Annotated in this window: 12 protein-coding genes; 1 reads left to right on the top strand and 11 read right to left on the bottom strand. The window is 55.7% G+C overall.

The features are described from left to right. Window positions 1-18 precede the first annotated feature (18 nt). From DTHIO_RS15590 to DTHIO_RS15550, 10 genes are all read right to left on the bottom strand, one after another. A complete protein-coding gene (locus tag DTHIO_RS15590) occupies window positions 19-1,104 on the bottom strand; it encodes a cobalt-precorrin 5A hydrolase (RefSeq protein ID WP_083804020.1) in 1,086 nt (361 codons plus the stop codon). Continuing rightward, complete coding sequence (gene cobM, locus DTHIO_RS15585; protein WP_008871222.1) at window positions 1,055-1,831, bottom strand: precorrin-4 C(11)-methyltransferase; 777 nt, start codon at window positions 1,829-1,831, stop codon at window positions 1,055-1,057. The genes DTHIO_RS15590 and cobM overlap by 50 nt, the downstream gene beginning before the upstream one ends. Window positions 1,832-2,082: 251 nt before the next feature. After that, window positions 2,083-3,312: a bifunctional cobalt-precorrin-7 (C(5))-methyltransferase/cobalt-precorrin-6B (C(15))-methyltransferase gene (locus DTHIO_RS15580; protein ID WP_008871221.1), complete on the bottom strand. Its 1,230-nt coding sequence runs from the start codon at window positions 3,310-3,312 to the stop codon at window positions 2,083-2,085. A gap of 6 nt (window positions 3,313-3,318) precedes the next feature. Continuing rightward, window positions 3,319-5,031: a bifunctional sulfate adenylyltransferase/adenylylsulfate kinase gene (locus DTHIO_RS15575; protein ID WP_008871220.1), complete on the bottom strand. Its 1,713-nt coding sequence runs from the start codon at window positions 5,029-5,031 to the stop codon at window positions 3,319-3,321. A 430-nt stretch (window positions 5,032-5,461) separates the two neighbouring features. Further along, the gene (locus tag DTHIO_RS20625) at window positions 5,462-5,536 is read right to left on the bottom strand and encodes a tryptophan-rich sensory protein (protein ID WP_337833170.1); all 75 of its coding nucleotides are present in this window, start codon (window positions 5,534-5,536) and stop codon (window positions 5,462-5,464) included. A 21-nt stretch (window positions 5,537-5,557) separates the two neighbouring features. Next, a complete protein-coding gene (locus tag DTHIO_RS15570; protein WP_008871219.1) occupies window positions 5,558-5,773 on the bottom strand; it encodes a hypothetical protein in 216 nt (71 codons plus the stop codon). Then, entirely contained in the window at window positions 5,763-6,212 is a 450-nt protein-coding gene (locus tag DTHIO_RS15565) for a PIN domain-containing protein (protein WP_008871218.1), read from the bottom strand. Before DTHIO_RS15565 ends, DTHIO_RS15570 begins: the two co-directional genes overlap by 11 nt. A 160-nt stretch (window positions 6,213-6,372) precedes the next feature. Next, window positions 6,373-6,819, bottom strand: a complete 447-nt coding sequence (locus DTHIO_RS15560) for a TspO/MBR family protein (RefSeq protein WP_008871217.1) — start codon at window positions 6,817-6,819, stop codon at window positions 6,373-6,375. 12 nt (window positions 6,820-6,831) lie between these two features. After that, window positions 6,832-9,909 carry an efflux RND transporter permease subunit gene (locus DTHIO_RS15555; RefSeq protein ID WP_008871216.1) on the bottom strand — a complete coding sequence of 1,026 codons (3,078 nt, stop codon included), beginning with the start codon at window positions 9,907-9,909 and terminating at the stop codon, window positions 6,832-6,834. A 184-nt stretch (window positions 9,910-10,093) separates the two neighbouring features. Beyond that, complete coding sequence (locus DTHIO_RS15550) at window positions 10,094-11,257, bottom strand: efflux RND transporter periplasmic adaptor subunit (protein ID WP_008871215.1); 1,164 nt, start codon at window positions 11,255-11,257, stop codon at window positions 10,094-10,096. Between the two features lie 831 nt (window positions 11,258-12,088). Here DTHIO_RS15550 and DTHIO_RS15545 point away from each other — a divergent pair. Beyond that, window positions 12,089-13,144 (top strand): radical SAM protein, encoded by a 1,056-nt coding sequence (locus tag DTHIO_RS15545; RefSeq protein WP_008871214.1) that lies wholly within the window; start codon window positions 12,089-12,091, stop codon window positions 13,142-13,144. Between the two features lie 202 nt (window positions 13,145-13,346). Here the strand turns inward: DTHIO_RS15545 and amrS are convergent, their stop codons facing one another. Then, entirely contained in the window at window positions 13,347-14,528 is a 1,182-nt protein-coding gene (amrS, locus tag DTHIO_RS15540) for an AmmeMemoRadiSam system radical SAM enzyme (protein WP_008871213.1), read from the bottom strand. Window positions 14,529-14,544: the final 16 nt, after the last annotated feature.

Here is a 14,544-nt window from a genome sequence, read left to right as displayed (position 1 = left end):
GGCCGGGGCCGATGCCTACTATGTACAGGACGCCACGGCCACGGTCACGTTGCCGGACTTGATCTTGGGCACCATCAGGGTCCCTTTGTCCGCTGCCATTATGGCTGCTGCTTCGCATACGCTTTTTACTCCCATGTGTCTTTGCACCATCAGGGAAGGATTGGGTACGTCCGGGACCAGGTCCAGGATGTGCCTGGTGATGCCGATCAAGGGCCTTTGCAGGTGCTTTGACAGCTGCAGTAATCCTGGTTCGCCGGTCTTTTCCCGGATGGTGGCCAGAAGGTTTATGCTTTGAATACTCAAGCGGTTTTTATCAAATGCCGTGTGCAGAACTTCCAGGATTTCCTCAAAGGATGTGGCGCTGTTGCAGCCGATTCCCACATAAAGGTTTCTGGGTCGAAGGACCAGGATGTGCTCCGGGACCGGGGTCATGTCGTGATGCACCATTATCCCCGGATGCCGGGTAAAGAGGGGCTCTGCAAGAGTGTTTGTCCAGGCTCCAGCTTCCTTGTCCAGCCAGCCTCCGGGGTCAAAGCGGTCAACTTGTTTTTTGGCCAGAAAGGCCATGCTCACCTGCTTTACAGCCTGGGGGTTTTCCATGAAGAGATTCCGGTGCCGGGCGGTCTGGTCAATGGCCGGCACCCGGGCATTGTCCGTGGCTGTGGTGATTACCGGGGTCGCCCCCAGTACCCGGGACAGCTGATGGGCCAGAGTGTTGGCTCCGCCCATGTGGCCGGATAAAAGGCTTATGACAAAATTTCCTGAGTCGTCAGCCACCAGTACGGCCGGGTCTGAAAGTTTGGAAGTTACATGGGGGGCGATGATCCTGACGGCAATGCCTGCAGCCATGACAAATACATGGGAGCGGTAACGGCCGAATTTTTCTTCTACCGCCTGCTGCAGGCTCTGAAAAAGTGCAGCCTCTGGTGGAGGGTCTTTTACTTTGTCGCCCAGGTATATATGCGCACCGGGGAACTGCCTGGCGATTTTGCGGCATATATTTGCGCCCTGGCTGGTAACCGCCCAGATGGCCATAAAATTTCGGGGCTGCATGTTAATCTTCTTGCCGGCCTTTACGAAATCCGTGGGTGAACTGCGGGTCATAAAGCCTGGAGGCGGGACGCTGCGGGCTGTCTTCCAGTGCCGCCCCGATGATGATAAGTGCCTGGCCTTTTATGCCGTGTTCCTGCATCTGCCAGGCCAGGTCAGATACGGTGGTGCGGATTATCTTCTCGTCCGGATGCGAGGCCCGGTGGACTATGGCTGCCCGGGCCCGGGGGCCGTAGGCTTCCTGCAGGATGGGCTGTACCTGCTCAGCCAGGCCGGAGGAGAGATATATGGCCATGGCCGCCTTGTGAGATGCCAGGGATTGCAGGTGCTCGGAATCCGGTACCGGGGTGCGGCCCTGGGCCCGGGTCAGGATCAGGGTCTGGCAGATTTCGGGCAGGGTATACTCTATCTGCAGGGAGGCTGCCGCGGCAAAGGCCGCAGTGACGCCCGGGATGATCTCAAAGGGTACCCGGGCTTTTTCTAAGGCGCTTATCTGTTCGAAAATGGCCCCGTACAGGCTGGGGTCTCCGGAATGCAGGCGTACTACCTGAAGACCATTAAAGTGAGCCTGGGTCATTGAGTCAACAATGTCCTCTAAGTGCATGTCTGCGCTGCTGATCCTGCGGGCGTCATGGCCAGCCCAGTGCAGGACTGCGTCAGGCACAAGGGAGCCTGCGTAAATGATCAGGTCGGCCTGCTGCAGGGCCCTGGAGCCCTTGACGGTGATGAGTTCCGGGTCGCCGGGTCCGGCGCCTACGAATTTTATCGGATAATTTGTCATGTACGTATTATGTGTTCCAGTTTAAAAAAATGTTGCTTTTTGTAAAACCACCCCCGGCCCCTCCTTGGCCAAGGAGGGGAGCTGTACCGTGCCCTGGTTGAAAATGAGGGCAGGAGGCAGTTTTTATGTCTTGATTAAACTTTTGTCTTGGAGTTTAAAGATGCTAAGCCGATGCTTTATCGTTGTTCCTCAGTGTTTCTCCACCTGCCCCATGCCCTATGCCCCATGCTCCATGCCCTATGCTCCATGCCCTATGCCTCTTCAACATTTCGGGGCAATGCTGAAAGTACAAACACCGGGTTCTGGGCCTGGAGCCTGACACCTCCGGGCATTTGCCTGCCCCGGCTTATCTGAACCTGGATGACTTCGGTGCTGAAATCCAGGCTGTTTAATATCTCCACTGCTTTGTGCAGGGTTTCAAAGACCACCAGGTTGAGTACTATGCGTCCGCCGGGCTTAAGGATACGGGCTGTCTGCCGGATTATTTCCGGAAGGTCTTCTCCGCCTCCGCCGATGAACACCCGGTCCGGCGGGGGCAGGTCCTGGATGCCCTCCGGCAGATCCATCTGCAGGACCTCTACTCCAGGGGTCTGAAAACGTCTGATGTTTTCCCGGATATGGCTGATGCGCTCCGGGTCTTTTTCCACGGCTACTATGCGCCCCCCGGTGGTGAACATTGCTGCTTCAATGGCCATGGAACCGCTGGCTGAGCCCAGATCCCAGAATACGTGTCCCGGCTCAAGCCCCAGCTTGGCCAGGGATACCGCCCGCACTTCGGACTTGGTGATCATGCCCCGCTGGTGCAGGTAGAAATGATCAGGGGTCCCCAGGGTCAATACCCGGGGCTCTTGAGGTTTTTCAGGGGCTGGAAAAAGGATCAGGGCGTTGGGCTCCATGAATTCTTCGTCTGCAGCCTCCGCCGGTGAAAACCAGCGCACGCGCTCGTCCGGCCTGCCCAGTCTTTCCAGTACGCACATGCTCCAGCCTGCGCTTTTGTTTTGCTCCAGTATTTGGGCCGCCCTGGCTGGAGAGTTTCTGGGATCAGTAAAGACAAAAAGAGGCCGGCCGGAGTCTAAGGCTGCAAGCAGATGGCTGTGGCTGCGGCCGTGCAGGCTGACCCAGGCGGCCTGATCCCAGGGCGTCCTGATGCGGGCGAAGGCCCCGGCCATGACTGAAATATTGGGATGGACCTCCAGGTGGTCAGCTCCCAGGTCCAGGATGAGCCGGCGGCCTATGCCGTAAAATAAGGGATCGCCGCTGGCCAGGACCGCTACCTGCCTGTCCAGCATCCAGTTGCGGATGTCCTGGATCAGGTCGTCCAGGGGGGAGGTGATCCGGCGCTTGATGCCCGGGTGCCCGGGGAACCAGTCCAGCTGTTCCTGTCCGCCCACCAGGACATGGGAATCCTGGATAATCTCTAAATGCCTGGCGGTGAGGTCTTCGTACCCCAGACCTGTGCCGATTACCTGTACCCCCGGCATGGCAGGCTACCTGATGTATCCCTGCTCCTCCAGAAAGAGAAAGACTTCCTGGGCGGCTTCAGTGGGGGTCAGGTTGGTGGTGTCAATGTTTATTTCCGGGTTCCTGGGGGGCTCATAAGGGTCGTCAATACCGGTCACCCCTTTCATGGCCCCGGACCTGGCCTTGGCATAGATGCCCTTGCGGTCTCTTTGCTCGCAGATATCTAAGGGGGTGGACATGAAAATTTCCACAAAGCCTCCGTAAGGGGTAATCATGTCCCGGGCCAGGCTGCGGGATTCTTCATAAGGGGCAATGGGGGCGCAGATGGCGATGCCCCGGTTCTTGGTGATTTCCGAGGCCACAAAGCCTATGCGCTGAACATTGAGATTGCGGTGGGCCCGGGTAAAGTCCAGTTCGCTGGACAGGTTTTTGCGCACGATGTCTCCATCTAACAGGGTCACCGGACGCTCGCGCATTTCCATGAAGCGCACGTAAAGGACCTTGGCCAGGGTGGACTTGCCGGCCCCGGACAGACCGGTGATAAATACGGTAAAGCCCTGCCGGTGCCGCGGTGGATAGGCTTTTTTGAGTTCCTGGACCACGCCGGGGAAGGAAAACCATTCCGGGATTTCCAGGTCGAATTCCAGGCGGCGCTTGAGTTCGGCAGAGGAGATTTCCTTAGTCTTCATATCCGGCTCCACCTGGCTTACAGGGAAATACTGGGCCTTGTCCTCCACATAGACCATCTGCTGCAGGGGAATCATCTTTATATCAATTTCATCTTCAAGGGACTTTGTCAGTTCCTGGGCGGCACCCTGGGGGTAAAAGCGTTCCCGGGAATCCCCGGCAAATGGGTCGCCGTGGTCCTGACTGATCATGAAATGCGTGCAGCCGTAGTTGCGCCGGATGATGGCCTCGAAAAGTGCCTGCCTGGGACCGGCCAGACGTCTTTCTAAGGGGATGAGTCCCAGCTGAACCATGTTTCTGGGGAAATTGGTGATAAATTCCTGGTAGCAACGCACCAGGGTGAAGTGGTCCAGGTCATTGGGTCCGGCCCGGCCCACCACGGGATGAATAAAGAGGTTGGCTCCGGCCTCCCGGGCCCCGCGAAGAATCATTTCCCGGTGGGCGCAGTGCAGGTGCCGCTCGGTCTGAAACCCGGCCACGTTGCGCCAGCCCCTCTGGGTGAAGATGCGGTGGGTTTGTGCCGGCGAGGTGCGCAGATCAGCAAAGTCGTAATGAAGGGGCAGATGCAGTCCTTCCAGGGTGCCGCCCACGAACCACGGATGAACCTCTTGAAAAAGTTTGCCCACGCCGGGATGTTCGTCCGGCCTGGAAGTCCCGAAAACGGCCCGGGCATGCCGCTTTAAATCCGGCATCCAGACTTCCTGGACGGTAAGCACTGCCAGCATGAAGCCTTCTTCATCCCTCAGGGCCAGAGGCTCGCCTGGATGCAACTTTTGAGCCACTGCTTCGGGTACGTCCAGGCATACGGGCATGGGCCAGACAGTGCCGTCAGTTAGACGCATATTGTCCAGGACGGATTCATAATCGGCCCGGTTCATAAAGCCCACCAGGGGGTAAAAGGCCCGGTTGAGCAGAAGCTCCAGGTCGCAGAGCTGTCTCTGATTTAAATCCATGGACAGATAAACGCCGGCCTCCTGCTTGAGGCGGTCAATGCGGCGGAAATGAACCAGAAGGTTTTCAGAATAGAAGTTGGCTGTGTTTTCAGTGCTCATGGTTTCCCTGCGCGTGCAGTTTATCTGGGATAACTATACTTTATGGGCTTTAAAGGCAAGGGTATAGTTGGGCGAGGGGGCGAGGGGGCGAGAGGGCGACTTGGCGATGAAGAGAATATGCAGAGGACAGAGGGCATGGGGCATAGGGCATGGAGCATAGGGCATGGCGTATGAGGCATGGGGAAGAGTTTATTCCGACTTGCATTCAAGATGATCTTTATGCCCGTTGTCATCAAATATTTGACACCACAGAGATCACAGAGGTTCACAGAGAAAAGCCCTCTTTATCTTAACTCTGTGCCTTCTGTGCCCTCTGTGGTAAAATTCTTTTTCTGTGGGGCGGTTTTCCGAACTTAGAATGATATCTATACTGTCTGGAGAAATCATCTTGATTGCAACTTAAAATTAGCTGTCATGGTGGTGGCAGGATTCAATTCAAAAGCACTATGCCCAGGTTGAGGTAGGTGGCGAAGGCTACCCACAGGGCATAAGGCATGAACAGGATGGAGGCTGAAATTTGTCAGCCTCAAGTGTTCTTTGTTTCATTCAGTTTGTCCGCCAGTTCATTTCCTTGTTCTGCAATGGCTTCAATGGTCAATTCGGGTAATTCTGTGCGCCGCCATTGTGTGTAGTTGAATCTATCCCTGGAGACCGCTGCAAGAAAGCGTTCTGTTTCCACCAGCCCAAGCTTGTTGATTAAAGCCTGCATGCCCTGCATGCGAATTTCCATTTCAGTCTTCATACCAATTCTCCAGTGCTGCGAGGGCGTTGTTTGGAAAGGCTACCTGTATTTCTCTATTTCCGCTTATTTTTTTGTGTATGCGGTCATCGGTGGTGATAAAAAAATCCGCCTTCCCCTCTATTGCGGAGGCAACATGAAGTGCATCATAATTCGAAAGTCCAAAACTGGCAAATCTATGTGCCGTGGCAACCACCTCGGGTGTGGCGAAAATTATACGTTCAGCTAGATACCGCCATCTGGTAATAGCTAAGCGATGTTCTGCGAAAGGGTTTTTTTGGCACTCAAAGTCGAGAGTTGATGACCAGAGTAAACCACACTCTCTTTGCTTGACTTTTTTCTGAATAATTAACTTTGCTTCTGTCTCCAGTCGGATACGTGACTGGTTTTGGTCGTCGTAAGGACGATTGAAGCAACACATGTCAAGGTAAATTAGTTGCATGTCAAAGATTTACTCCATTCATTAAGCTGGCAAGCGGATATCAACTGGTGTTAAGAGCAGAACATGATACCTCTTTACTTTTTCGCAGATATAAAATTACAATTAAGTCACGGTAGCTCATCATGTCAATATGATAATAAAAAAGAATGCCTGATATTTCTCAATTCAAAAGCACTATGCCCAGGTTGAGGTAGGTGGCGAAGGCTACCCACAGGGCATAAGGCATGAACAGGATGGAGGCTGGCCTGCTTATCGGCCAGGAGAACCTGATAAAGGCCAGGATCAGGATCAGGAGCAGGAATATATTCACTAAGGCCAGGGCAGGGCTTTGCAGCCCGAAGAAGAGCCAGGACCACAGGGCGTTTAATACAATCTGGCACCCCCAGCAGACAATGGCCGGATGTTTGATGGAACGGGTTTTTTGCCAGACCAGCCAGCCGGCGATGGCTATCATGAGGTACAGGGTCATCCAGACAGGAGTGAATATCCAGCCCGGAGGGGTAAGCGCAGGTTTGATAAGCTCATTATACCAGGGGCCTGGCCTGAAGATGGCTCCGAATGAAGAGGTGATGAGTACCAGGGCTAAGAATATGATAAATGAGTACATTGGATTTCCTTTTTATTTATCGTCTTTACGGGCGATGAAGGAATACATTACCGGGACCAGGACCAGGGTGACCAGAGTGGAGCTGGCCAGCCCGCCTATGATGGCCCGGGCCATGGGGGCCTGGGCCTCGCCGCCTTCTCCGGCCCCGATGGCCAGGGGGGTCAGGGCGAAGATGGTGGTCAGGGCGGTCATGAGAATGGGCCTGAGTCTCCTGCGTCCGGCCTCCCGGATGGCGGACTGCATGAGCATGCCGTCCCTGCGGCGCAGCAGGTTGGTCTGGGCCACCAGCAGGATGGCGTTGTTCACCAGGATGCCCACCAGCATGATGCACCCTATGTAGGACTGGATATTGAAGGTGGTGTTGGTGAGAAAAAGCATCAGGCAGACGCCGATGATGGCCATGGGCACGGCGAACATGACTATCAAAGGGTCGCGCAGGGACTCGTAGAGGCAGGCCAGGACCATGTACACCAGCACCAGGGCCAGGATAAGCCCCAGTCCCAGTTCTCCAAAGGCCTCCTGCTGTTCTTCGTAGTCCCCGCCGAAACCGATGCTGAAGCCCTGGGGAATGGGCATGAGCTCCAGCTGGCTTCGAATATCGCGCACAACCTCTCCCAGGCTGGTGTCTGCAAAGTCAGCCGAGACAGTAACAATCCTTTCCTGGTCCTTTCTCTCGATATTCATGGGTCCGGTGCCCGGGCGTACGTCCACCAGGTTGCGCAGGGCAATGCCGGTGTCTCCCAGTCCGGCCACGGTGGTGTCTAAGATTTCATCAAGGGGCATGAATTCCGCGTCCTTGAGCTTGACCCGGATGGAATACTCCTCTCCCCGGTCCCGGAAGTAGCCTGCAGTGGAACCTGAAAGCACGGTGCGCAGGGCTTCGCCAGCCTGGGAGACGCTTACTCCCATGCTTTCAGCCCGGGCGCGGTCAACGGTTATGATTTCTTCCGGGGCCTCGGTTTCGCGGCTGATACTGGCATCGCTTATGCCGGGCACAGCTTCCACCAGTTCCTGGACTCTCTGGGACAGGGCCGCAGAGGTATCTAAGTCGTGTCCCCGGATTTCCACCTCCACCCGGTCGCCATCGGATGCGCCCAGGCGCAGGATAAACAGCCCGCCGCCGGCCCTGGTCCTTATCTGCGCCCCGGGAATCCGGTTCAGCTCGCGGCGCAGGTCATTTGCAATCTCCTGGCTGGAGCGGTCTCTTTTACTTTCCTCCACCAAGCTTATGCGGACTTCCCCCAGGTGGGAGCCGGAAAAGCGCCAGCCCACACCGCCCAGAAAGGAAATGACGTTTTCGGCCTCAGGGACCTGGCGCTTGACGATTTCCTCCACCTGCAAAGCGGCCCTGTCCAGGACTTCCAGCCTGGAGCCCACGTCCATTTCTATATTTATGCGCACCTCCCCCTCATCGGTCTCAGGCATCATCTCAGTTCCGATGTAGGGCACCAAGGCCATGCTGGAGATTAGAAGCAGCAGGGCGGTGAGGATGGTCAGGGCCCTGTGCCTGAGGCAGGTGTCCAGCAGGGACTGATAGCTGGATTCAAGGCTGCCGAAAAAGCGTTTAGATACTGCATTTATGCCGCCGACTGTGCCTGTTTTGCCCCCGGCGCAGCTCATGGGGCCAAGACATCTGGAGTAGAGCATGGGCACCAGAAGCAGGGCCACAGCCAGGGAGCAAAGCAGGGAAAAACCCACCACATAGGCCAGCTGGGTAAACATGACCCCGGCCATGCCCCGGATAAATATTATGGGCAGAAATACGGCCATGGTGGTCAAAGTGCTGGCGGTGATGGCTGCTGCCACCTCTCCGGCCCCGGAGACCGAGGCCTGGGGCGGTGGGGAGCCGCCTTCGCGCTTACGGTGGATGTTTTCCAGGACCACTATGGAGTTGTCCACCAGCAGTCCCGCCCCCAGGGCCAGTCCCCCCAGGGTCATGAGGTTTATGGTGAACCCTCCGAAATATATAATGATAAAGGTGGCCACGATGGAGATGGGAATGGCTGCGGCCACGATGGCCGTGCCCCGCAGGCTGCGCAGGAAAAAGAGCAGCACCAGCACGGCAAAAAAGCTGCCGTAGAGCAGGGTTCCGGCCACGTTGGTGATGGACCTCTGGATGTAGCTGGAAGTGTCGATAATGGGGGATATGCCCAGCTGGGGGAACTCACGGTTGATGCGCTCCACTTCCTGCAGGACCTGGCCGGCCACTTCCACGGTATTGGCCCCGGACTGCTTGTTGATGGTAAGCCTGATGCCCGGTTCTCCATTGACCCTGACCAGGCGGGTTATGCGCTCCCAGGAGTCCTGGACATCGGCGATGTCCCCCAGCCTGATGGTGGACCCGTCTCTCTGGGCAATGACTGTTCCTGAGAGTTCCTGCAGGTCGGTGAATTCTCCCAGGATGCGCACGGTGGTCTCATGCTGGTCCTCTTCGCGCACTCCTGCCGGGAAGTTCAGGTTGGCCTCACGGATACGCCGGTTTATTTCCTCTAAGGAAAGGTCCAGGGCCTGGATCTTGCCCGGCAGCAGGTCTACATGGATTTCGCGTTCCAGGCCTCCGCGGATTTCCAGGGCGGCCACCCCGGGGACACGTTCCACCCTGTGGCGCACCTCGTCCTCGATGAGTCGGCGGGCCTCTATGGGGTCCAGGCGGCTGGAGGCCCCCAGGATAAGTATGGGAAAACTGGCCAGGTCGAATTTGCGCAGAAAGGGCCGGTCGGCATCAGTGGGCAGGTTCGGGGCGACCCGGTCCAGGCGGTCGCGCAGGTCATTGGCGGCTGCATCCAGGTCCGTTCCCCAGGCAAAGCTGACCCGGATATCGCTTAAGCCCTCCACCGACCTGGAATATATTTCATCTACCCCGGGTACGGCGCTGAAGGCCCGTTCCAAAGGCCTGGTAATTAGGTTTTCGACCTCCTGCGGTCCGGCATGTTCATAATTAGTGCGCACGCTGATGGTGGGGTAGGTGATGTCCGGCATGAGGTCTATGGCTACTCTGGACAGGGAGACCAGGCCCAGCAGCAACACTATCAAGGAGGCCATGGTCACCAGGACCGGGCGGGAGACTGCGAAAGAGGAGAGCTTGTTCATTTCTGGCTTTGTTGGTAAATCTATTATCTGTTATTTGTTGTCGGATATCCGATGGCGGTCCACAGGCAAGGCTGACTATTTAAGCCTATAAAAATGCAAAGCTTCCAACAAGGCTGCCTCTACCCGCATCCATTCCCCAAGTCCCTGAATCCCCCAATTCCCCAATCCCTAAATCCCCCAATTATCACTCTTCAAATCCTTCAGGTACGACAATGTCAGCCCCGTCCACCAGCAGGTGCCTGCCCGAGGTGACCACGTAGCCCTCCAGCTCAGGCTCAATTATTTCCACCAGCCGGCCGTCCTGAAGCCCTGTGCGCACCGGGACGAAATGTGCCTGCATGGTGTCCCTGTGGGCCACAAAAACCCCATGGGAGCCGTTGCGGCGGGCCAGGGCCGCCGAGGGGACAGCTGTGGCCTGCGGCCTTTGACCCAGTTCAATCTGCACCCGGACAAACATTCCCGGGGCCAGACGACCGTCCGGGTTGGGCACAAGCACCTCCGCCCTGGCCTGACGGGTGGCATCCTCCAGCAGAGGGGCCAGGCGGATGATGGTTCCCTCAAGCTGCAGGTCTGAAAAGGCGTCCGGCTTGATTACAGCACTCTGGCCGGTGGATATGAAGGGATAGTCCCGTTCGATTACATTTATGACCGCCTTGAGATTTCTGGTGCAAATGATGGTGACTATGGGCTCGTTGGCCTGCAGCATGTCGCCTTCGTCCACAAAGCGGCGGGCCGCCCGGCGGGTGGGGTCATCCCCGGACCATCTGGCCCGGATGGTGGTATATTCCAGCCTGACCCTGGCAGCCTCTAAGGCGGCCTGTCTCTGCCTGACCTGAGCCTGGGCCACATCATGTCTGGACTGGCGGACATCAAATACAGACTGGGCCTGGTCCAGCTCGGACTGGGAGAGATTGCCCCTTTCAAAAAGCCTTTGGGAACGGTCCAGGTCTTTTCGGGCCACCTCCAGCTCACTGGAGCTTTCCACCAGTGCAGCCCGGGCGAGCTCCAGTTCAGCCGTGGCCATATGGACCTCCTGGGCGAATTCTTCGCTGTCCAGCTCTGCTATGATGTCCCCTCTGGCCACCCGGTCTCCGATATCCACGTGCAGTTTTTCAAGTCTGCCGGACACCCTGGGGGCGACCTGAAATGATGTTTCAGCCACCAGGGTGCCGGTAATCTCTGCACGGTGGAGCAAAGTCTCGGTGCGTACCGGCTCGACGCTTACGGCCTGAGCTCTCTGGCCCGGGCCATTGGAGGCGGGTTCAGGAAAAAGGATGTCCTGGTAGACCTTGTATCCCATCAGTCCCAGAAATGAGAGGATAATGGCCAGAGTCACAAATTTTTTCATTTTTTCATATCTCCTGCGGGGAAAAACATAATAGCCATTAAAACAGCTCCGGACAAGTTTTTTTGGATAATTTGCACAAAAATACTGAGCTCTCTTTTTACCCATTTTGCGTCAAACCTGAAATGGGTAAAAAAGGTCAGACATAAGATGTGCTGAGTAATGATGTTTGCGCTTTATTTACATCCCGGATGAGTGTATTATTTATCTGACAATGAGAATCTGTCTGGAATCCTGCCGAGACATGGTGATGGGGTAACCATTCAAAAAGCGCAGGAAACGGCCCGGGGACAGTCCCCGCGACACCTTTTTCGCAATACAAAAATTGTAGACACTAAGTTTGTGAACCTGCACAGCTAGTGATTTACTCTTGAGACCATGTCACAAAAAACAAGAAACTTAGACAGGATTAACAGGATTGACAGGATAAGCAATCAGCGGCCGGAAGCCGCTGATTGCATTAACCATCCAGCACTCACTTTCTTCTTCATGAGTGCCGGAAAAAAGTGAGTGCTGGAGTGATTACCTTTTGGCCTGGCTTCCGGCCAGGACAAAAATGTTTTTCTCTTAATCAATCTCTTAATCCTGTTAATCCTGTCAAAAAAGCTCTTTTCTTTATTGGGTTGTGGGCAATGCCCGCCTTAGTACTTAGCGGGGACAGTCCCCAGTCACGCCAGAGGCGTGAGTCCCAGTAGCCACCACCGAGGCCCCCCTGAATGGTTACGTGATGGCTGACAGAAGAGTGACAAATGATTAAAGGTGCAAACCAGGGCAGCATGATTAATGGTGCTTGTGCTGTCCGGGGCCTTTTTTGATTCAAGGAGGCAGCAGGTTATGATTACCCGCAGAAATTTTGTCAAAGGCGTGTTTGCAACTGCAGGCACATTCTTTTTTGCCGGGTGCTCCGAGGCTGGAAACCCCGGGGTGGGCAACAGCGAATGGACTCCAGCTTATGCCCGGCTGGAAGAAGAGGGCAGGCTCAAGGACAGGGTGGATGAGGCCTATGCCCGACTGGAGAAGTGTACCCTTTGCCCCCACAAGTGTGGTGTGAACCGGCTTGACGGCGAAGAAGGCTTTTGCCGGGCCCCGGGCCGGGCCGTGGTGCACAGCAGGTCACCGCATTTCGGGGAAGAGCTGCCCCTGGTGGGGGATAACGGATCCGGGACAATCTTTTTCTCCAACTGCAACCTGCGCTGCGTGTTCTGCCAGAACTGGCCCATAGCCCATGAAGGGCGGGGCAGGGAAGTGGAGGATGAAGAGCTGGCGGAAATGATGCTGGATCTGCAGCGGCGCGGTTGCCACAACATAAACCTTGTTACTCCCACCCATGTCATGCCCAATATTCTAAGCGCCACAAGAATAGCCATGAAAAATGGCCTGAATCTTCCGCTGTGCTACAATACCGGGGGCTATGAACTCGTGGAGAATATCGAGCTTCTGGACGGAATAGTGGATATCTATCTGCCGGATCTCAAATTCATGGGCAGTGATGAGTCTGCAAAGTACGTTCTCGAAGGACGCGGGGACTATCCGGAAATGGCTCAGGATTCAATAATTGAGATGAACCGCCAGGTCGGGGTGTTGGAGAAAGACGAAAGGGGTGTTGCCAGAAGAGGCGTCATGGTCCGCCACTTAGTCATGCCCAACCGGGTGGCCGGGACCAGGGAGTTTGTAGACTGGGTGGCAGAGAACCTGCCCAGAGATACTTATGTCAATATCATGTCCCAGTACCGGGTGGAACATATGGCCTTTGAATACGACAAGATTGCCAGATCCATAAACTCACGGGAGTTTGTGGAGGCCATGGACTGGGCCAAAGAAGCAGGCCTGACAAACTTGGACGAAAGGTCCATGTCCCAGTACAGGCTGCACAGGCGCAGGATGTCCTGATTTTCTCAGTTGTCACACGCCAAGGTGTAAAAAATAGTTAAGAGTTTGCTCACGCCAGGACGTCAGCGCGCTAAGTGCTTAAGAGTTATCTCACGCAAAGACGCCAAGGCGCAAAGAAAAAACACTTATGGCTTTCCAGCTTAGCGCCGTAGCGCCGTTGCGTGAGCTGGTTTTCTCCTTGTTTTAAATGAGCTCATTGGCCTTAAGCCCAGATGCCGGAAATCTCCCGGCTGCAATGGCTGCATTTGCCTTCCTGTATGTCCATGCTGTCGATGACGAAGCCCACCCGGTTGATTATCTTTTCGCCACATCCGGGGCAGAAAGTGTTTTCTCCCTCGTGGCCGGTCACCCGGGAAACGTAGACATGGTTCAGCCCGGCCTGCATTGCTGTTTCCCGGGCCTGGTCCAGGGTGGACACCGGGGTCCTGGGCAGCCCCGATAGCTGGTACAGGGGGTAAAACCGGGCCAGGTGCAGGGGTACGTCTGGACCCAGTTCATTTTTTATCCATCTGCACATTTCATTTATCATCTCCATGTCGTCGTTCAGGGTGGGGATAACTATGGTGGTTATTTCTAAGTGCAGGCCTTTTTCCCGGATGGTTTTAAGGGAATCTAAGACCGGCTGCAGTTCTCCCCCGACAACCTCCCTGTAAAACTCTTGATCAAAGCTTTTCAGGTCCACGTTGACTGCATCCACGGAGTTGCAGATCTCCTGCAGGGGTTCAGAATTGATGTAGGCCGCCGTGTGCATCAGGTTTAAAAGCCCCTGCTCCCGTGCTTTTTCAGCTGTTTTTTTCATGTATTCATAAAATATTACCGGCTCTCCAAAGGCGTAGCTCAGTGACTTAAGGCCAGCGTCCATGGCATGTTTTACCACTGCTTCAGGGGGCATGTCGTAGGCGTGTACCTCTTCGGGATCCACCAGGGCCATGTCCCAGACCTCGCAGAACTTGCAGGAGAGGTTGCACCCGGCGGTGGAGATGGACAGGGCCCTGGTCCCGGGCAGGACGTGAAAAAATGGTTTGCGCTCCACAGGGTCCTCCTGGATAAGGGCCGGGTTGGAGTGGGCCAGGGTATAGCCCTTGCCATCGCGGTTCTCTCTTACCCGGCAAAGAGATCTTTCCCCGGGTTTGAGCCGGCATCCATTGGGGCAAAGTGCGCACTCTATTTTGGAGTCTTCCACACTGCTGAACCAGGCAGCCTCCCTGGGGCTGGTAAAGCCCATCCGGGCTGTCTGGGGCTGCTCAGCCTCGGGTGGGGCTGTCTGGGCCATGACTTTGGAAGAAGCCACGGCAATGCCAGCAGCGCAGAGCGAACATGCCCCCATGGCGCTTTTGATGAATTTATTACGGCTGATTTTTAACTTGCTTTGTGTATTTTTCATAAGACCTCCCTGCAGT

Source organism: Desulfonatronospira thiodismutans ASO3-1, assembly GCF_000174435.1.
In the GTDB taxonomy this organism is placed as follows: domain Bacteria; phylum Desulfobacterota; class Desulfovibrionia; order Desulfovibrionales; family Desulfonatronovibrionaceae; genus Desulfonatronospira; species Desulfonatronospira thiodismutans.
This window is presented reverse-complemented; position numbering and strand designations above follow the sequence as displayed.